This window comes from Ercella succinigenes, from assembly GCF_900002895.1.
In genome coordinates, this window is record NZ_CDHP01000045.1 from 1 (window position 1) to 21359 (window position 21359).

At 37.3% G+C, this 21359-nt stretch carries 10 protein-coding genes; all 10 read left to right on the top strand.

Features of this window, described 5'->3' with window-relative positions:
* The coding region (locus tag AC0KSB_RS10740) for a hypothetical protein (protein WP_472309116.1) at window positions 1–343 on the top strand (343 nt) is incomplete at its 5' end.
* A gap of 393 nt (window positions 344–736) precedes the next feature.
* The gene (locus AC0KSB_RS10745) at window positions 737–3520 is read left to right on the top strand and encodes an InlB B-repeat-containing protein (RefSeq protein WP_472309118.1); all 2784 of its coding nucleotides are present in this window, start codon (window positions 737–739) and stop codon (window positions 3518–3520) included.
* Between the two features lie 273 nt (window positions 3521–3793).
* A complete protein-coding gene (locus tag AC0KSB_RS10750; RefSeq protein WP_472309120.1) occupies window positions 3794–4615 on the top strand; it encodes an undecaprenyl phosphate translocase family protein in 822 nt (273 codons plus the stop codon).
* A gap of 259 nt (window positions 4616–4874) precedes the next feature.
* Entirely contained in the window at window positions 4875–5063 is a 189-nt protein-coding gene (locus AC0KSB_RS10755) for a hypothetical protein (RefSeq protein ID WP_472309122.1), read from the top strand.
* Between the two features lie 65 nt (window positions 5064–5128).
* Entirely contained in the window at window positions 5129–5287 is a 159-nt protein-coding gene (locus AC0KSB_RS10760; protein ID WP_472309124.1) for a bacteriocin, read from the top strand.
* 117 nt (window positions 5288–5404) lie between these two features.
* Window positions 5405–14128 carry a Calx-beta domain-containing protein gene (locus tag AC0KSB_RS10765; RefSeq protein WP_472309126.1) on the top strand — a complete coding sequence of 2908 codons (8724 nt, stop codon included), beginning with the start codon at window positions 5405–5407 and terminating at the stop codon, window positions 14126–14128.
* Window positions 14129–14142: 14 nt separating this feature from the next.
* Window positions 14143–15354, top strand: a complete 1212-nt coding sequence (locus tag AC0KSB_RS10770; protein WP_472309128.1) for an ABC transporter substrate-binding protein — start codon at window positions 14143–14145, stop codon at window positions 15352–15354.
* 78 nt (window positions 15355–15432) lie between these two features.
* Window positions 15433–16506, top strand: coding sequence for an NHLP bacteriocin system secretion protein (locus AC0KSB_RS10775; protein WP_472309130.1), 1074 nt, complete (start codon window positions 15433–15435; stop codon window positions 16504–16506).
* A 5-nt stretch (window positions 16507–16511) separates the two neighbouring features.
* On the top strand, window positions 16512–18680 hold the full coding sequence (locus AC0KSB_RS10780; protein WP_472309132.1) for an NHLP family bacteriocin export ABC transporter peptidase/permease/ATPase subunit: 2169 nt from the start codon (window positions 16512–16514) through the stop codon (window positions 18678–18680).
* Window positions 18681–18703: 23 nt separating this feature from the next.
* Window positions 18704–21358 (top strand): NHLP bacteriocin export ABC transporter permease/ATPase subunit, encoded by a 2655-nt coding sequence (locus AC0KSB_RS10785; protein WP_472309134.1) that lies wholly within the window; start codon window positions 18704–18706, stop codon window positions 21356–21358.
* Window position 21359 lies beyond the last annotated feature (1 nt).

The following is a 21359-nucleotide window of genomic DNA, read 5'->3' on the forward strand; positions in this document are numbered from 1 at the left end:
TCTGCTGGGTAAGATAACGGTGAGAATACCTGTACCTGAGCAGCATCGTGGCAAGGAGAATCTGGCAATAGCTTATATAGATGATGATGGCAATATAGAATTGTTTGATACAAAGCTGGTCATAGTAGATGGCATCGAGTATCTTGAATTTGAGACAGATCATTTCTCAATGTATGCAATAGTACAAAGAGATTCAATGCCACTGGCATCAGATCAGACACCAAAGACAGGACAAACCAGCAGATCGCCGATATTGCCTGCCCTATTGATAGCAGGGGGATTGGCAACAGGAATAATCAGACGCAAAGCAAGTAAAGATAAAACTGAAAGCACAGTCAAATAGAAGCTTTTAGTGGCTGATGAAAATTAAAGTAACAAGTTTGCTGTGCAGCAGCAAAAGCATACACAATTAAGAAATCTTAAAAAACCTTGAAATGATCTGCCAGGATTGTTTCAGGGTTTTTTCTGTGTTATGTATTATTAGCCCGGTTGCAATGCTAAGTTGACTGAAACAGTTTGATTAGGGTAATAATTCCTCATAGTAATCTTACAGTAACTGGGCAGTAATGTTTTTAAAAAGAAAATAATTTATTTAGATATAAAATGCATAAAACGAATAACAAATCTCGATTAAGTTATGTTACTATAAACATATTGTGATGACTTTTTGTGCAGATTGGCTTAGGGGGCAGTTTTAGCGCAAATATTATGTGTAAAGCATAAAAGGAGGACTGAAATGTCAAAATATGTGAAGGGTTCATCAAAAGTAATTTCATTGCTACTATGTTTGATTTTACTTGCGGTAATGTTGCCGGCAGGAGTTCTGGCAGTTCCTGTTCAGCCAGTTTTTTCAGGAGAGGGAACAGCCGCATCTCCGTATCTGATTCAAAACAAAGCAGATCTTTATGAGCTGGCAGAGAGAATAAATGATGAAGACACATCTGTTGCTTATGCAGATAAGCATTATAGAATGACAAATGATATAGATCTTGATGATGTTCTTATACATGCAGCTGAAGATGATATTGATATCAGCGGTAGCGGTCTTAATACCAATTTTATGCAAATAGGTCGTCCTAGTAAAAATGGAGATCTTTATTTCAAGGGAGTTTTTGATGGTGCAGGATATGCGATAAAAAATATGAGTGTCAATGATATAGGTATAAAATCTGCAAACATTGAGCCTTTGCGTGCATATGATCAGATGTCTTTGTTTTATGAACTTGGTTCAGGAGGTGAAATTAAAAATATTTTCTTTACGGGTATAGATGTTGATCTAGATGACTATTATGGAAGATATGCACCTGTTGTCACTTATATTGAAGCGGGAGCGACTGTCAGCAACATAACTACCCAAGGTAATGTTGCAGCAGAAGTGGTAACCGGTATTGCTGTTGAAAACTTTGGAACAATAAAGAATTGTACCAATAATATTAATATACAGGCAGGAGAATTTGCATCAGGCATAGTGGCTTTTAACTTTGGACAAGTATTGGATTGTTCAAATCAGGGGGAGATAAATGCATTTAATTCTGCGGGTATAGTCCTTTTTAATTATGGTAAAATATCAAACTGTCATAATTATGGATCTCTGAAGGGACAAATGACAACAGCAGGAATCGCGGCTCTTATTTCAACCGGAATGCAGTTAGTAGATTTTACAGATAGAGATCACACAGGTAAAGCCATAATTGTAAATTGCAGTAATAGTGGCACTATAAGCGGAATAGCTATCAGTGCAGGTATTGCAGCATTAGCGTTTAATGACACTATTATTGCAAACAGCTATAATACAGGTGCAATTTTATTTGTGCCTCCACTTGAGCCTGGAAATATAAGTATAAGTGTGGGAAAAAATAGCTTTTCATTTGGAGGTATAGTGGCTGAAGTAATAGAAAGCTATTATGATATAGATGGATTAGGATTGGCAGATCTGGAAGAAGATATATCGGTATTTACGGAATCGGATGGCAGAAACGCTGGCAGTTTTGAACTTGTCAATTGTTATAATACTGGTACTATCGATATAAGTTGGCTGGAACCTTATTTAGATTTAGCAGACGTGTACGTTGGATCCCTGATAGGTCGTTCCACACCATATCTGACAATAGAAAACAGTTATTATCTAGCCGCAGGCTTAGACCCAGTCGGAGCCGTGATGGATTTAGGTCTGAGATCAGACTTGCCTGAAAAGGAAGCCACAATGACAGGTCTGGCAACTTTTACGAATAATAAAGGAACACTAACAGCGGTCTTCGGCCACAGCATAATAGAAAAAGAAACAAAACTTATAAATGCTCTAAATACATGGGTGAGGAAGGAAGCAGCCGGAAGTACTTACAAATACTGGGGAGCAAGTGCTGATGTCAACGGAGGCTACCCGTACTTTAACAATTCTGTAGCAGTTTCTTATAATGGTAACAAGGGCACGGTAACAGTTGATAGTCAGAACAAAAGACCGGGACTTACTTACGGACAGTCATCAACAGGTGCTTCACAGGCATTGCCTAAGGCCAGCAGAACAGGCTACAATTTTGCGGGGTGGTATACTTCGGCGGCAAATGCAAATCAGGCAGGAACTACAGGTAAAGTAAGTGATAGCATGACTATTACGAATAGTGCCAAGCATACGATTTTTGCCGGCTGGACAGCAAGAAATGACACAGCATACAAAGTAGAACATTATCTTCAGGAAACAGCAGGAAGCAATAATTATGTGCTTAAGGAAACACAGAACCTAAAAGGCACAACAGCTGCAGCAATCAGTGCATCAGCCTTAACATATGAAGGTTATAAGGAAAACACTAGCCATACAAGACGTAAAGCAAGTGGCACTATAGCAGCAGATGGAAGTCTTGTACTGAAACTGTATTATGACAGATTGGTCGCACCGGTTAACTTCAGCCCTAAAGATACTAACACCGGAATACAGGTGTTTGGTCTGGAAAATCTTGTTAGATTAACACCGGAAGAACTGGCAAATGCCAGTGAAATAATGATCTATCTGAGAGTAGAGGAACTGGCAGACGACACGATAAATACACAAGTGAGAGAGACTGCCAGAACATCACTTGCGACACAAGGACATGACCTGTTAGAGGTCTTTGACATCTCGATTATAAAAAGAATAGTAGGATATGATAATAGTGTCTGGGAAGGCAAGGTTCCTAATTATGATCTGCTGGGTAAGATAACGGTGAGAATACCTGTACCTGAGCAGCATCGTGGCAAGGAGAATCTGGCAATAGCTTATATAGATGATGATGGCAATATAGAATTGTTTGATACAAAGCTGGTCATAGTAGATGGCATCGAGTATCTTGAATTTGAGACAGATCATTTCTCAATGTATGCAATAGTACAAAGAGATTCAATGCCACTGGCATCAGATCAGACACCAAAGACAGGACAAACCAGCAGATCGCCGATATTGCCTGCCCTATTGATAGCAGGGGGATTGGCAACAGGAATAATCAGACGCAAAGCAAGTAAAGATAAAACTGAAAGCACAGTCAAATAGAAGCTTTTAGTGGCTGATGAAAATTAAAGTAACAAGTTTGCTGTGCAGCAGCAAAAGCATACACAATTAAGAAATCTTAAAAAACCTTGAAATGATCTGCCAGGATTGTTTCAGGGTTTTTTCTGTGTTATGTATTATTAGCCCGGTTGCAATGCTAAGCTGACAATTTAACGATGCATTAAATATGTATTTGTATAGATTTTAAATTTAAACTAATGTAACATTGAAACTAATTAAATGGTTACAAATCAACAGACAGAATGAGGGCTTTTTGTGGAAATAAATAGCAGTTTAATCTTTAAAAACAGTAAAGATATCTGGATTAAGTTCCTCAAAGGTTTTCTTGTTGGACTTATAATACTTTTGCCTGGTATGAGCGGAGGTACGCTTATTTTACTGTTGGGCTTGTATGAAACATTGATGAGGGATTTGGTAAAGCTTAGATTAATTCCCTGGATTCCTTTTGCTTTTGGTTTGGGGGCTGGCATTGTAGCAGGAGGCTGGATTTTTACTTATCTTATGGAAAGTTTTGAAATTCCGATAATGGGAATTTTACTCGGCTTTGTTCTAGCATCATCTATTTCGGTTCTTCATGGTACCGGTAAGCCGGGATTAAGAGGTATTCTATCTGCTGCTGTTGGTCTTGCCGGCGGAATTTATATATCAGGATTTACACAATTTGATTTTGATAGAGTTAGTGAGCCTAATGTGATATTGATAGTAGCAGGTGCTGCAATCTCCAGTGCCGCCATGCTTTTGCCAGGGGTGCCGGGATCTGCATTCCTGATTATTATGGGTATATATGACGATGTCATGATTGCTGTGGGCGAACTGGACTTCCGAATTCTTGCTTTTTTTGCAATCGGAGCATTAGTAGGTATAGCTGCTTTAGCAAAACTTCTGGACTTTCTTTATACTCGTAACAAAAAAATTCTTAGCTGGTTTTTTGCCGGTTTGATCATCGGATCTGCCCGCATACTTGTGCCATCTTATATTGATAACTGTCTTGTATATTTTTTGATGACTTTAATTGGTTTTGCAGGCGTAATAATACTTGATAAAAAATATGCAATCCCAGATGATGTGAATGAATGATATTGTTTAATTAACAAAATACCTCATATCGAAATTCGACAAACAAGATATCGTATTTCGACTGTAAAATTGACCCTTAGAAAAGGTAAAAAAATCATTATTTTGCATAAATATCTTGAATTAAGAGTATTTTTACATCCTAAAAGCATAAATATTTGATAGAATAAATAACATGATTATCTAGAAGGAAATCAAAGTAATATTGATTTATATAAATACGGTATAAATATATTTAATGTACTGTGTTCGGGAGGCTGTAATGTTTAAGAAAAATAAAAATAAGAACAACGAAAAATCAAATGAAGAAAAGGCAGACCGTCGCAATTCTGATTCTCCGGTAGAGCTATCTTTGGATAATCTGGGGCAGGTTTTTGCCGGACGTAAATCTATTCGTGGTGCAGGCGAAGCTACAATAGATCTTGAGGATAATACCAGATCGAAGATCTGAGATTAACACATATTTTAGGCAGACTCAAAATTTAGCAGGATAATTCCATTTAGGGGGTAATGAAAATGGATAAAAAAGAAATGGATACTAATCAGAATAATGATGGGGATAATAAAGAGCTTTCATTTGATGAATTAAATCAGATAGCTGGTGGCAGAGCTTTACGCGATAGGCAGGCCGAGCAAACTATAGATTTGGATGATAATACAAAATCAAAGATTTAAATTTGGCTTTATCAAATAATCAAAATGCAAAAAATGAATAAAAATAAATAACAAATGAATAGACCAAAGAAGGCTGCTTTTATGCAGCCTTTGATATGCATAGGAGGATTTCAGCATATGCGTAAAGCCTTATCAATGATTCTGGTAATTTTACTTGTTTTTTCAAGTATCCCGCTTCATGCTCTTGAGTTGTCTGATATTGACAGGTCATTGACAGAAGCTGAATTAAGACAGGCTATTAAAGGGGATGACCTTTGGGAAAATAATTATCCTAATGGGTTGATTAATTTTGTTGGAACACAATTTAGTGTTTCGGAAAATGATCAGTTTTTAGAAATAGCTATAGCAAGACAAGGTGGAGTTGCTGGCGATATAAGTATAGATTTTAAAGCTATTGATATATCAGCTGAATATGGTAAGGACTATGTTATACGTGTATACGAAAACTCTCGCAGAGCAGAGTTGGAATCAAATGAGGATTCAGTTGTTCTGATTGATTCGCTTCTGGCAGATCCTGAAATTAATATAAGTGATTCTGAGTCTTTTGAGGAAGATGATGAAAATGATGATTCCGAAATACCGGCTTCTGAAAACAGCAGTTATGATTCAGAAGAGAATTCGGGTGATAATCAAACTGTACTTCCTTCAGCCCTTTCGATAATGGACAATAGTTATGCTGAGCTAGAAGGAAAAACAGTTGATTTTGGTGAAAAAACAGTTCCAAAGACATTACGTGAGCTTAGAGAAAATACTTTAAATAGAGAAAGTGACAGACCATACTGGCGCGATCTTGACGCACAAAAAGTTGAGCAGATGAAAGAAGACTATGATGAGTTTTTCCTAAATGTTCCCGGTACCGAAACAACAATTGAATTTAAAGACGGAGAGTATATAAAATATATCTATATACTTCCTATTGATGATGATATATCAGAAAGTCAAGAACAAATATTATTTGCTCTTACCAATCCTACAGGTGGCGCTGTAAGAGGTGAATTCTATATGGCTTACGCCAATATAGAAGATAATGACGAATTTGAAAATTCTCTTTTTGAATTTGTAGAGGATTCTGTGATTGCCGAACAGGATTTTGCAACTGTTACTGTACGCAGAAGTGGTGGAGAACAACAATATGCTTCAGTATATGTAGGGACGGAGCAGGGTACGGCTGTTCCTGGTCTTGACTATAGTGCAGGACTGCAGGAGCTTTTGTTTACGCCTGGAATGACTGAACAGAAAGTTATTGTAGATATTTTGAATAATCCAAATCGTGTAAATAGCAGAGATTTTGTTATTGCTCTTGATCTTTCCAGTGAAAATACTAACATGGAAAAATCTCGTGTAAATGTCACAGTCCCTGCTATTGTCGATAATCTGAGCACGATTTTTACCCAAAATATTTCAGCAAATGAAACAATTCCAAATGATTTGACGACTTCCTCGATTTATTCAATGGGTGTAGTTGATTCGCCGGTTGCGCTATCTTCTGATTCAATCGGTACAATGGCAGGTATATTTGATGCAAGAGGCGTAGAAAAAATTACAAATAACGGGTACTCACAAGCCAGAGGGCAATGGACCATTGCACCAAATGATTTCCGAAGTGGTTCTACAAAAGGATCGGTCAGCGTTTCTGGAGACCAGTTCAGAATAAATATTACTGGTGGAGAGGGCGCTTCAAGATTCAGCGGCATTAAGCTATATGGTGCTAATACCTTGTCTTATAATTTGAGCAATACAGGTTCAGGACGCGAATGGTATCAGCGCCAGTGGCATCCATGGTGGAAAAATGTCAGGCATGAAGAGAAGGAGTATTCAACTACTATTGGCGTTGCCGGTTCGTTGGCACACATGACAAGAGCTTGGACAAGAAGAGGAAGTTTTTCAAATATAAGTGGCACAATAAATATTGAGTATAATCACTGGGATACTGATATGATTTATCTGACTACTTTTGCCAATTCAGGCAATAATAGTCTTGTTTCTGCCAAAGATATCAGAGTTTCCCTGAAGGAATATACTCTTCAGGTGCAGACGGACTCTACAAATGTTCCTGAATTTATTAGAACAGAGTATGATGTTAAGAATAATGCATTAAGCGTAAAGAGTACCAGTAAAATAGGTCAGCCAGGCTCATTATATATTAAATCCATTTATTCTAATGTGAATAATCAGCAGACAAATATGGCATCTAATACGAGGCAAAAGGGCGTTTTCAGATCTGATAAAATTGAGTTTGGTTATACCGCAAACAATAATGAAGCCGGTAAAATCATGGTTTACGATGGCTTTGAGGTTTATAATGGCAGCAAATGGATAAAATATACAGGCAATACTTTAAGTATAGATGAAGATTTCTTCAAGCAGAGTGGTATGTCCATCAATTTGTTTAATAATAGCATTATTCAAGTTAGACCTGTTTTTAAACCTGCAGAAGTAACTCTGAAAATTAATGTCGATACGGCAAATGGTTATCTGGAAAATCTGGGAGAGAGCGTTGCTTCTTCTTCCTTTGAACTTAAATCCGGTGATTCTGTTAATCTGAAGGCCGTGGGCAATGTTGTTGCTAAAACTCCCGTTTGGAGAGCCAATAATCAGTCTGGTTTAACGATGCTTGACTCTACAGGTGCCGATAATAGAATTAAATACAAGGTTGATCTTGCTAATGATCAGATAAATGTATCTTTTAATAACCCTACTTTAATTGTTCAGGCTGAACCGATGGAATATCGTCATAATATTAGTCAGCCGGTTTATTACATAGATGGTGTTCGATATAACTCATCCGAAAGTCTCCACCAAAAGATGGAAGATATTTTTAAGCTAAATAGTGATAATGATCCATCAAATGATGTTAATCCGCTGATAAAAATAGAATTCAATTATGTTTTTGATTATCCGGATTTAAGTGAGCGTATAAGGTTTGGTGATCCTGGTACAGCGTATCTGCGTGTTTATAAAAATGACGGTACTTTACGTGCGGAATATCCATCTGTGCGTAATGCTAATTCGCCTGCCGGGTATACGGCCAATAGCAATAAAGGCAGTTATTCATATAGTGGTTATCTCAAAGATTTAGGCTGGAAGAGTGGAGATTATGCGTCGGTTATTGTTTATGGTTCAGGTCTGAATTATGACGGCAGCAGAATGACTACTAATGAGAATGCAATTGATTTTCTCGACACAACAGGCAATGCAATCACTTTAGAAGATGAAAATGGCAAATATGTTGCAGGTAATGTATATAAGCCGATTACAATTAAAAATGCAGATCCTTTTCACAGTTATGAATTACGTGCTTATCCCAATCCAGGGTACTCTGTTAAGTGGGTCGATACATCAGGTGATTTTGATGGTGATGGTCAGGAGTCAAATGACGATGGGCGTTTGGCAAAAAAACTGGAAGCACAGGGTTTTAATCTTGATTATATAAGAGCAACAAATTCGATGTATGGCAGAACCTATACAGGTAACTTTTTCAGTTATGCACCGCAGTTTTTTGATCCATCCAAAGTATATTATCAGTTTGTAAAACAGGCGGCTCCCGGCAGTTCTAACTATGGCTCAAGAATAATTTTGACAGAGAGTTATAGAACTGTACTTGATCCTGATTCCCCGGCTATAGAAAAGCCTATTCAAGGGGCTACAATTATTGTAGGTAACAAATCATATATAACTGATGAGTTTGGTATAGCGGCAATATGGGATCAGTATTTCCCTGAAAAGGGTTCTTACTATTCTGCACAGATAGTTCATAAAGGATTCGAATATTTTACATATGTCAGGGCTGGATATGATACACCTCATCTTATTGATACAAGTAATACCATGAGACCTTATAATTTCAGTGCACAATTTTTCCCGCCTGCTCCTGAGGATAAACCTTCTTCGCCGGAGGCTATCAAACTGGATAAGGCTAATAGATATGTTCCAATCAAAAATGGAGAAACAGAGTTTAAATTCAAAGTTAACAGTGGAGCCGCCGGAGTAATTCCTAATAATGCTATTATCAGGGTTTATGATGTTAATCTTCTTGGCAACCGTTCCGGAGATCCTGTATATGAAGTAAAGACCGGACAACCTTCAGGTGGTGTCTTTACTCATTCATTTAATCTTCTTGATGCCGGACTCAAGCCAGGTCAGAAAATGACAATTTCACCGTTGTATATGAGTGGCACTACCGTGGTTAGAGAATACCCTGAGGTTGATGTTGGCCTGACATTCAGTCAGAACCTTAACATTATTTCTGTGCCGGCAAGTTTTAACACTCCTTTGCAACCGACAGTGGCTTTTATAGGTAAAATGAATAATCGCTTTGATCTGGGTATGGATATGGATCTGGAAAGCTTCCTGACTCCTGGTACGCGATTGGGCGAAGATGGAATTGAATATAATACAAGAACAATCAGTTTTGGTTATAGTAAGGATTATGAAAAGAAATTTGGTGATCAGCGCGACGAGGCTGAGAAGAAAAAAGATCTGGAAGGAAATCCTCAAGCTAAAGCAATGAATGATACTGCCAAAAAACTTGCTGGATCAACCGGATCAACCTTTAAATTTGAATTCGAAGTTGCTTTATCACTTACAATTGAACAAGGTCAATTTATAAATTCTGATGGACTTATGGATTCTGATGGCTATTATTACTTTAGTTCTATGGTTATGATGGCAAAAGGCAAAGCTGGGTATGAGGCAAAGTATACTTATGTAACGCCTATAGGTGTACCTGTTTTTGCTTCAATTAATATAGCAGGTGAAGCGTCCGTAGTTCTGGCAATAGAGGCTAATGATAGCGAAAGACATGTTGCCAAGTATCGTTTTGATAATGATGGCAGTATGAGTCTCAATCCCAAAAATTATTCTATATATACACAGTTTTATGTCAGTCCAAGCATTACTATCGGTGCCGGTGTAGGTGCAAAAATGCTAAACACGAGTATTTCAGGAACTGCAACCGGTGATTTTAACTTTACTATGCCGATTACAGGTGAAAATCAATCCTCCAGCGGCAGCGGCGGACTTGTTTTCTCAGCGGCGGTAGGCATAAAAGTTTTATTTATTCAGAAAAAATGGACCATTTATGAATCTGAACGAATTGAGTTATTCGGCTATGGAACTGAATCGCAGGCAATTATGTCGGCATTAAATGATCCTTATACCAGCTATCTTTATAGCAGTGTGGGCGTGGTAGAAGAAGACGAAATACTCAGTCGTGACTATCTGGATAACCGTTCTGAGTGGCTAGAAAGCAGTCAATTGCCCATTGGCGGTGATTTCTCTGCCTTTAGCATGAATTCTTCTGAACATGATGAAGCGATAATAGACCTGAACAATATTGTCGACAATGAAACTTTGCTGCTCACAGGTATGTATCCTTATCCTCAGACTAAATTAGTTGAATTAGGAAAAGGCAAAATTTTAATGCTATTCATAAATGATTCAGGATCACCTTCAAGGGATAGTCTTAATCGTGCTCAACTATTTTACTCATTTTATAATGGCAGTATATGGTCTTTACCACAGCCTGTGGATACTGATGATACATGGGATGAAGCACCGGATGCTTTTGTAATAGAAGATAAAGTTTTGATTATATGGTCGGACGCTCACAGACAATTTACAGAAGAAGATACTGCCAAAGACGTTCTTCAAGCAATGAATATAAGTGCCCGATGGTTTAATATCAATTCTGTTCAGCTAGGAGAAAAATTTGCAATAACCAAAGAGATTAATGATCCAGATGCAGATAATGAGAATTTCTTTGTTGATTCTGGGTATGCAGATGTTAATCCTCATATTTCTTATGATGAAATATCAGGCAGGCTGATGGTTTATTACACGAAAATAGATTATGAAGATACATGGGATTATGAACCGGTTCTGAAAGATGATGGCAGCAGTTATGACGAAGATGTTGTTTATGGAGATCTTGCAAATGGATACAGTACCATAGCGTATCGTTTTGCAGAACGTGATGGAACCGGTAATTTCATCTGGAATGATGATTATGATAGACCTGTAGATACAGAAAAGGGCTATACCGAGGCAAATGGTTACAGCGCAGAGTATTTTTATGGACAGAGATTTGTTGATCTGGCAGTAGATATTGATATAGTAGAAACCGAAGAATACTATACACAAGATGGAGAACTAAAAGTCAGAACAATACAGAATATTCCTGAAAGACAGCCTGCTCTGACTAATGATCCTCTGGTTGTAGATTCAGATATTACAACTTATAATGGCCTGGCGCTGCACGCCTATACACTTGATACAGATGGCAACAATACTACCACAGAAGATCAGGAGATATATCTGCAAATTTATAATTATGAACTTGATGGCTTTGTTCATCCAATAAGACTAACGGTTAACAATCATCAAGACAGCAAGCCGCAATTTGTAAGAACAGGTAATATTACTTATTTGTACTGGATATCTGACGGCGATATAGTATACATGGACATAACAAATCTGGTCAGAAATAACCTTAAAGCAGTAAGTGCTGAAGTTGAAATTGGCAGAAATGCTCAAAATGAAGCAATATATGCTGTTAGAGACTATTATCTGATAGATAAATCCAATACTGCTAAAGATGCTTATATTAACACAGCTGTAAGTAGCAGAGAAGATTATCCAATTGATGAATTTATAATAAGGTCAAATAATAGAAGTCAGTATTTGCTTTATACAGATTATGTAATTTCCTACAAGGATGGGCTGCAGCCGGGTGATCCTGGAACAGAAAAGCTTGAAAACATAATAAGGGAAAAGCATATATTTGCTGCGTATAGCGAACCAGGAGCTGAAATAAGCAATGAAGTAATTTATGATGCTTATACAGACAATGAAGATTTTGAGTATATTTATTCAGCTGGAAAAAGTGCCGGCACATATCCTGAAAAAATAAAATTAAAGCAGGACATCACTGATTCTGAGACTGTAGATGATTTAAATAGAATTACTCAGCAATCACATCCTTCTTATGCAGCAGAAACCGAAATAAATCTTGACTACAAGATTGTTCCTGATATCAATGGTTTTACAGGCGTTGTAAAGGCTGGGGATCCGGTTGTTCTTCAGGAATATAAAAGTGACAGTGATGTTTATAAATGGTCTGTGCCCGTACAGATGACTTTTATGACCGGTGCGAATTATAGCGACATAGATTTTATTGTTAATGGTGAACAGAATATACAAGCTGTGTATATTAGATATCATCAGTCTCTGGATAGTGATAATATCTTTGTGGAAGACTTAAATAACAGAATGTTTGCCAGTAATATATTTACTATTGATAGTACAATAAGTGGTAGTGACATGATTCTGCCTGAAGAGCTGGCACAACCCAACACCCTGTATGAGTTCTCAATGGAAATAGCAAATTCTGGTATTAAGCCACTGAAAAACATTAAGTATATATCTTATATTACTCAAAATGGCAAAATGCTGCTGCAAAGTAGCTCCTCTGACATCATAAATCTTGAAACTGTTTTTGCCGGTATTAATTATCAAGATGGCGCTGTTGTTGATTATGATGATATGAATAGTGATGCCAGAGTACTTCTTGGTGGTCATTCTTATCTGCTAAACGGAGGTTTTGTTTTACCTGCTGACTTAAAAGACCTTACAATTGGCTTTAAAGTAACTGATGATCAAGGCAATGAATTGTTAAAATCCGAACAGGATATCAGAGCAGAACATGATATAAAGATACATGTTCTGAGTTCTTTGCTAACTTCCAAGAATAATGCAGCATTTTCCTTGTATGTTACAAATGAAGGGAACATGCCTTATAGTGGCAATATCTCTGTAAATCGCAGCGATACAGGATCAAGGCTGGCAAGGAAAACAGTTAACTTAGCTCCAGGTGAAGCGGAATCAATAATTTTTGACATTAAAGTTAATGAATCAATGTTTGGAAAGATTCAGACGGCATCTGATGGTTCGATGTATGATGCGATTGATTTGACGGTTAACGGTGGTGATTTTAGCATTAATGCAGATATAAGAAGAACTGCATCTTCGGAACTTGCCGGAAGCTATAATAATGTCAAACAATTTACTATAAGCAACGGTGATGTTTCAATCGACCAGGGTGATATGATTAAGCTTAATGCTGTTCAAAGTCTGCGCAAGGCAATTCCTGATGAAATTGGAAATCCTTTGAAAACAAGATGGATTTCATCTGATTCTGATATCGCAGTTGTGCTTCAAGACGGAACTGTGCTGGGACTAGAAGAAGGTTATGCAATTATAACCGCTGTTCTTGAACCAGATATCGGCAAACTTCAGACGCATGCTAATGGCATATTAATGGAAGTAGATGAAACATATAAAATACCCACGAGCCTCATTCAAAGAAGGTCAGTTGTTGTAAAAGTTGGTCAGCCTAAATCACAACCACCTGCAATTGATGACTTTGATAAGGGCGGTTCTGATGACGGCTCTGGTTTGCCTCCTGCATCAGTAGATTCAGATCAAATTGATCAAGACAATAACCAGGGAGATCAATCGGATAGTAATTGGTCTGGTGACAGGGGAAGCTGGTCTGATTCAGATGATGAAGACTCTGAAGAACTAGAGAATGAAGAAGATGAGCTTGAAGAAGATGAGAAGGACAGCCCTGAAGCCGTACAGCCGGGAGATATCGATGTAGACCGCAAAGAGAAAGATGCAGCAGATACTCCAGATGAAGCTGATAAATCAAACACTTTACCAGTTGCTTTAATTGTAATTTTATCAGTCATGGGAGCAGGTTTGGCAACCCTTGGTGTAATTAAACGTAAATCGATAGCTGCCGCCTTCAAAAATCTGATCGCTAAATTCAAGAAGAGTTAAGTGGTATTAGAAATATGAAAAAGAAGTTAAAAATTGTAATAGCTGTTGTAGTATTGATTGTTTTGGGAAGTTTGCTTGTTTATCTGTCTCTTCCAGACAGCGCTTTTAATCCTATTTATAAGGCGCTGTCTGCCGGCAGATCTGTTCGACAAGTCAGAGAAAAAATGATGCTTGATTCGAATAGAACAATTAAGATTGGTGTAGCGGGTCATGGCGAGTCGATCAGAAATAATTCCTTGTACTATCAGGGAATAGAACTGGCTATTGAAGAAATAAATCAAAGCGGAGGTATTTTTGGAGTCTTGCTGGAATCAGTTATTGAAGACGATGAGGGGGAACTTTCCAAAAGTCTGGAAATAGCTCAAAAATTTGCTGATGATCCGCAGATTGCTGCAGTAATCGGACATTGGACATCTAAAAACACCTTGCCTGTGGCACATGTTTATGATCAGGCAGGTGTTATATTGATAACTCCAACTGTTACCAACCCTACTTTGACACATAACGGGTATAAGACAGTTTTTCGAAACACTCTAAGCGATGCCGCTTCGGCAAAAAAATTGGCAGAATATGCAAATCAGCAGGGTTGTAGAAACATTGCCGTATATTATTCAGATAGTCTTACCGGCATTGATTTATCTCTTTCTTTTGAAAGATCTGCCAGGGAATTGGGAATAAACATTATTGATCGGCATCGTACTTTCTCTGATCAAGAGCAGTTCGAAAATGTTTTTGCCAGATGGCAAATTCAGGAAGTGGATGCTGTTTTTATTGCTGATATGGTAATGAATGTTGATCAAACTATTGGCTTGATGCATGAACTAGATCCCCAATTGCTGGTACTTGGAGCCGATGGATTTGATTTCGATAATTTGCCGCAGCTTTTGGGATCAGCAGCTGAGAATGTTGCCTTTACTTCTTTCTTTACAGGTTTTGACCATAACCAGGCTTATTTGCAGTTTGAACAGAATTTTATTTCTTACTTTGGTATAAAGCCTGATTATTTTGCCGTCCAGGCTTATGATTCAGTATATCTTTTTGCTCATGCAGTCCGACAAACTAAGAATCTTTCTCCCTCTGACCTGGCGGCTGCATTGAGATCTGATTATGTTTTTCCAGGTGTTAACGGCAATATCAAATTTGATCAGACAGGTGAAATAATTTCAGGGAATATAATTATTAAGAGAGTGAAAGATGGCGCTTTCGTATACGAAAAAACAAAGTAGCGATGAAAGCAGTTTTTTTAGTTATAATAATGATTATTGAGAATAAATATTTGAAAACTCAATTGGAAAGGCAATTTCATGGGTATATACAGAGAATCAGCATTAGATAATTTATCTTCACCTGAACAGCTTGATAAACTTGTAAAAATAACGTCTCCAAAGTCGTGGCTTATACTCGTATTTTGTACAATAGTTATTGTTTCTGTATTTATCTGGGGTATAGTTGGTTCTGTGCCTAAAAAACTTCATGCACAAGGTATTTTATTAAGTAGCAAGGGTACAGGCGGCATAATAAGCGATGTTGAAGGTAGAGTGTCCGATATTTCTATAAATAATGACAGTTATGTCTATCCAGGTGATGTAATTGCCAGAGTGTATCGTGATGAACTGGTTAGCCAAATCTCTATTCTTGAGCAAGATATTGCTATTGTAAAAAGTTATGATATAAAAAGAGATGATCCGGAGGCAGATAAACTGCCGGCTGTTTTGCTTGATCTTTTCAAAATAAAAAATGAATATAGCATTGCAGTTTCACAAAACCAATCAGATGTTGCCAGCAATCTGCTGCCGGTTTTTGATGCTTCTAAATCTGCTTTACTTGATAGTCTGCAAAAACAAAGTCTCCAATTAAAAGAAGAACTGCAAAAATCTTCGGTTATAAGCCAGATTGAAGGGAAGGTCGTGGCTGTTAATGTGGATTCGGGAGATATTATTAAAAGAGGTGAAGAAATAGCTAGAGTTATAGAAAAAGGCAGTACGGTCAGTGATTCTGAGGTTGTGTTTTATATGCCTATAGAACAAGGCAGACAGGTAAGTCCTGGAATGGAAGTTAATGTTTATCCGACTACTGTTAACAGACAGGAATACGGGCATATGGCAGCTGTAGTTACAAGTGTTTCAGGATATGCAATCAGTGCAGAACAGATTCGACGTAATCTGGGTAATGATGAATTAACGGACAAATTTCTTGATCTTGGCGTTGTGGTAGAGATCAGGGCTGATTTGATCAAAGACAGCAGTACTGCAAGCGGTTTTTATTGGTCTAGCCGCAAAGGTAAAGATGTGGAATTGCTTGAAGGCACTTTATGCGATGCCTCAATTAAAATAGATGAAAGCCGCCCCTTGTCGCTTATTATTCCAAATGAATGGTGATTGCTGTGAAATATAAAGGTAAAAATTACAAGGATACATATGTGAAAACCCCTTCTGTTTTCCAAATGGAAGCAACCGAGTGCGGAGCAGCATCTTTGTCTATCATTTTGAGCTATTATGGCAGGTTTGTACCTCTTGAAAAGCTGAGAATAGATTGTGGTGTAAGCCGTGATGGGTCAAGTGCCCGCAATGTTGTTCTGGGAGCAGCCAAATATCATTTGAAAGGCCGCGGTTTTAAAAAAGAATTAGAGTCTTTACTTGCAGGCAAGACTCCTTCAATTATTCATTGGTCATTTAATCACTTTGTTGTCTATGAGGGAATAAAGGGTGAATATATATTTATCAATGATCCTGCAGAAGGTCGCCGCAAAATAACACTTCAAGAATTGGATGAGAATTTTACGGGGGTTGTATTAGAATTTGAAAGAGAGGCTGAATTTTATAAAAGTAAGGACAGAACAGGATTAATTACCTCAATAAGAGATCGCTTGCAAAATGACAAATCTGCCGTGCTGTATCTTGTTCTTATTGGCCTTTGCTTGATTATCCCGGGACTTGTTTTCCCGGTAATGGCAAAAGTTTTTGTTGATGATATTCTTCTTGATAATAACAATAACTGGCTTAGAGGATTAATTGCCGGAATGATTCTGGTAGCAGTTTTTCAGGCTTTTCTTATTTATGTTCAAAGCAGTTTTCTTCTTAGACTGCAAACAAAAATGGCACTTGTATCTTCGAATAAATTCTTGCGCAAGGTCTTTCGTCTGCCGATTCAGTTTTTTGACCAAAGATATGCAGGTGACATAAGTGGCAGGATAAACAGCAATGAAATTGTAGCAGATTTTCTTGCCGGAGATCTTGCTACGACTGCATTAAATGCTATTACAGCTGTCTTTTATCTTGTATTACTTTTGCTTTACAATTGGAAGTTAACTTTGGTGGGAGTAATTTTTATTATTGTTAATATATTGTTCTTGCACTTTAGCGCAGAGAAGATTGCCAGCAGAAAAATAAAAATGGAGCAAGATGAAGGGAAGCTTGATGGTGTTATATATTCTGGTCTACGCATAATTCAATCACTGAAAGCTTCTGGATCTGAAAATCAGTATATTACCAGAATTCTTGGTTATTATGCAAAAGTTTGCAGAAATGAACAAGAATTAGGATCTTTCAGACAATATATCACAGCAATACCTGAAGTTACACGCCAGATGACAAATGTGCTGATTCTATTGATCGGCGGACTTGATGTAATTAATGGATATATGACAATAGGAATGCTTATAGCTTTTAATACTTTGATGAGCAGTTTTATTAGTCCTGTCAATGTTTTAATTGGTTTCGGCGAAAAAATACAAGATCTTAAAGCACATATGAATCGTCTCGATGATATCAATAATTACGAACAAGACGAGAAGTTTTCTCGTTCTGATCGTATAAGTACGGCAAAAACAAAGCTGGATGGCTCCGTTGAAGTGTGCAATCTTAGATTCGGTTATAATATGCTGGAACAAGCACTAATAGAAGATCTTAGTTTTAGTATTAAACCTGGTCAAAGCACCGCTTTTGTAGGTCCTTCAGGAAGTGGTAAATCTACTGTTTCCAAAATTATTAGTGGCCTTTATCAGCCATGGGAGGGTAAGCTTCTTTTTGATGGCTTCGATAAAAACGATTTGCCAACAGATTTGCTGAATACTTCAATAGCAGTAGTGAATCAGGAAATAGCTCTTTTTTCCGGTACTGTTAAAGATAATATTACACTTTGGGACGAAAGTATTTCAGAATACGATCTCATAAACGCAGCCAGAGATGCTTGTATACATGATGAGATTACTGCTAAACCAGGTAGTTATGATTATGTCTTATCAGAAGGCGGGAAGAATCTTAGTGGTGGACAAAGACAGAGACTGGAAATAGCAAGAGCACTTGCACTGAATCCAACTATTATTATTTTGGATGAGGCGACCAGCGCTCTTGACCCACAGACAGAAAAATTGATTATGGAAAATATCAGAAGGAGAGGCTGCACCTGTATTATTGTGGCACATAGATTAAGTGCAGTCAGGGATTGTGATGAGATAATTGTTTTGGATAAAGGACAGCCTGTGCAAAGAGGAATACATAATATACTTAAAAATTGTTCTGGACACTATTCAAAATTAATCAGTCTAAATTGAGTTTCAAAAGACAGGAGATACTAATGACTGAAAGTATTACTATAAAGCTTGAGCAGGCTCTTGATGAAAGAAAAGATTTTATAGAAGTAATATCAGATCTTACTGCCAGAGAACCTTTAAGCTTAATCGAAAACAATATTGTATATATAATAAAAACCGGACGTATGAATCTTTATGCTGTGCAAACAGATTCCACCGGCAATATGCTGCGCCGGTTCTTCCTGCAGACTTTTGAAACCGGTGAAATTTTGACCTGCAGAGAAAATATTGAAACAAGAGTATTAAACGATTCTCAAAAAACAATTGCTTCTAATATGCTTTTAGCTGTTAGTGAATCGGTTAGTTCAATTTACAAAATAGACTGTGAAAAACTATCCAAAAGCAACTGTAAAGAAATTCAAAATTATTTAGCAGAGGCTATTTCGGATTTTCATGAAAAAGCCAGTCATAATTTTCAAAATCGTATAGAAACTATCATAGAAAGTGAACAAAAAACATTAAAACAGCGAAAACAAATGGAACAGGCCTATACCAGAGGTACATACAAAAAAGCCGCAATGATTTTTGCCAAAAAAAGAAATATTGCCATTGAAGATCTTCAGGCTAAAAACCCTGCTTATGCAGCTTGCAAAGTTATATGTAATTATCTGAATATAGAAATTGCTAGTTTAACAGAAATACAATCAGGTGCCGGCAATAGTTTTTCTATTGAGGAAATTGCACGGCTGTCTAAATTTCCTGTACGTGAGATTTCTCTCGACGCAGGATGGTGGAAAAATGATAATGGTCCTTTAGTCGTCTTGTCAAAACAAGAGTCAGAAGAGACAAAATATTTTGCTTGTATTCCTAAAACTCCAAATAAATATATTGTTTTTGATCCGGAAACAAACAGCCAGCAAACTCTAACTGCCGAAATAGCAGCTTCCTTGAGTGGACGTGGTTATATGATTTATAGACCGTTTGCAACAGGCAAGATATCATTGCTTGATTTGTTGATGTTTGGATATAAAGCAGTCTGGAAAAGTGATATTTTGAAAATTGTTTTATTTACCTTAATTGCTACTTTGATAGGTTTGCTATTGCCACGTCTTAGCCAAAGTATTTTTGATGATTTTATTCCTGAAGGTGATCGAAATGCACTTTGGCAAATGGGCTTGCTTGTACTTGTCTTTGTCATATCAAGTTTTCTTGTATATCTGACAAGAGCTTTTGCCGTGCTTAGAGCTGGCAACAAAATGAAGTACACTGTTCAGAATGCAGCTTTTGACAGATTGTTAAATCTGCCTGTAGACTTCTTCGGTAAATATGATTCAGGAGAGCTTGCTTCCAGGGCTATGGGCTTAGCACAAATATTTACTGTGATCAGTGAGACTGCTGTTTCGGTAGTTCTATCCGCAGTCTTTTCATTACTTTATTTGTGGCAGATGACAATTTACAGTACACAGCTTGCATGGACAGGCTTGTTTATGGTGTTTGGAACAATGTTGATAACATTTGTTTTTGGCTATATACAGATGTCATTTGAGAAAAGACAGATTGAAACAAACAATAAGCTAACTGCTATGATGTATCAACTGTTGCTGGGCATTGGTAAAATAAGGGTCTCAGGCAGTGAAGAACGTGCTTCATATAGATGGAGCAATGAATATTTGCAATTTCGCAAAATAACTCTTGATAAGGAAAAAATTGCGAATATAAATCTGGCGATTAATAGCTTGTTAATAACTGCTTTTACCATAGCAATCTATCACAAAACTGCGGCACAGCAAATGGCGATAACCTTTGGCGAATTTGCAGCTTTTATGACAGCTTTTGGTTTGTTTTCAGCTGCAGGAATTCAATTAGCTCAAATCATTGTAAAAATGAATAAGCTTAAACCTGTTTATGATAAAGCAAGACCTATACTTGAAACCTCTCCCGAAAATCAGGAAAAAATGATTTTGCCAGGAGAATTAAAAGGTGCCATAGAGATTTCAAATATTAATTTTCGTTACGAAGCAGATGGACCTCAGATACTACGTGACATCTCATTTTCTGTGGATCCAGGTGAATATATAGGAATTGTAGGGCCTTCCGGCAGTGGCAAATCTACTTTATTTAAAATATTACTTGGATTTGAAACTCCTGAAATAGGCAAAGTTTTTTATGATGATAAGGATTTGGAAACTATAGATAAACGTGAATTAAGAAAAAAAATGGGCGTTGTTCTACAGGATGGACAGGTGATTTCTGGCAGTATTTTAGAAAACATTACAATTACGAATAGCGAACTTGAGATGGAAAAAGTCCAAGAAGTAATTCGTCAGGTTGGACTTGAAAGTGACATTGCAGATTTGCCGATGGGAATTCACACTTTGCTCATGGAAGATGCATCAACAATTTCAGGCGGGCAAAAGCAGAGGATTCTTATAGCCAGAGCTATTGCGAATAACCCTCGACTGGTGTTTTTTGATGAAGCAACCAGTGCTCTGGACAATATTACGCAAGCGGCGATTGCCGAAAATCTTGATAAAATGAATGTTACCCGTATAGTAATAGCACATCGTTTAAGTACAGTAATAAATTGTGACCGCATAATAGTAATTGATAAAGGGCGAATTGCGGAACAAGGAACATATGATGAATTGATGGCAAGAAAAGGGTTGTTTTATAAAATGGCAACAAGGCAGATAGCCTGAT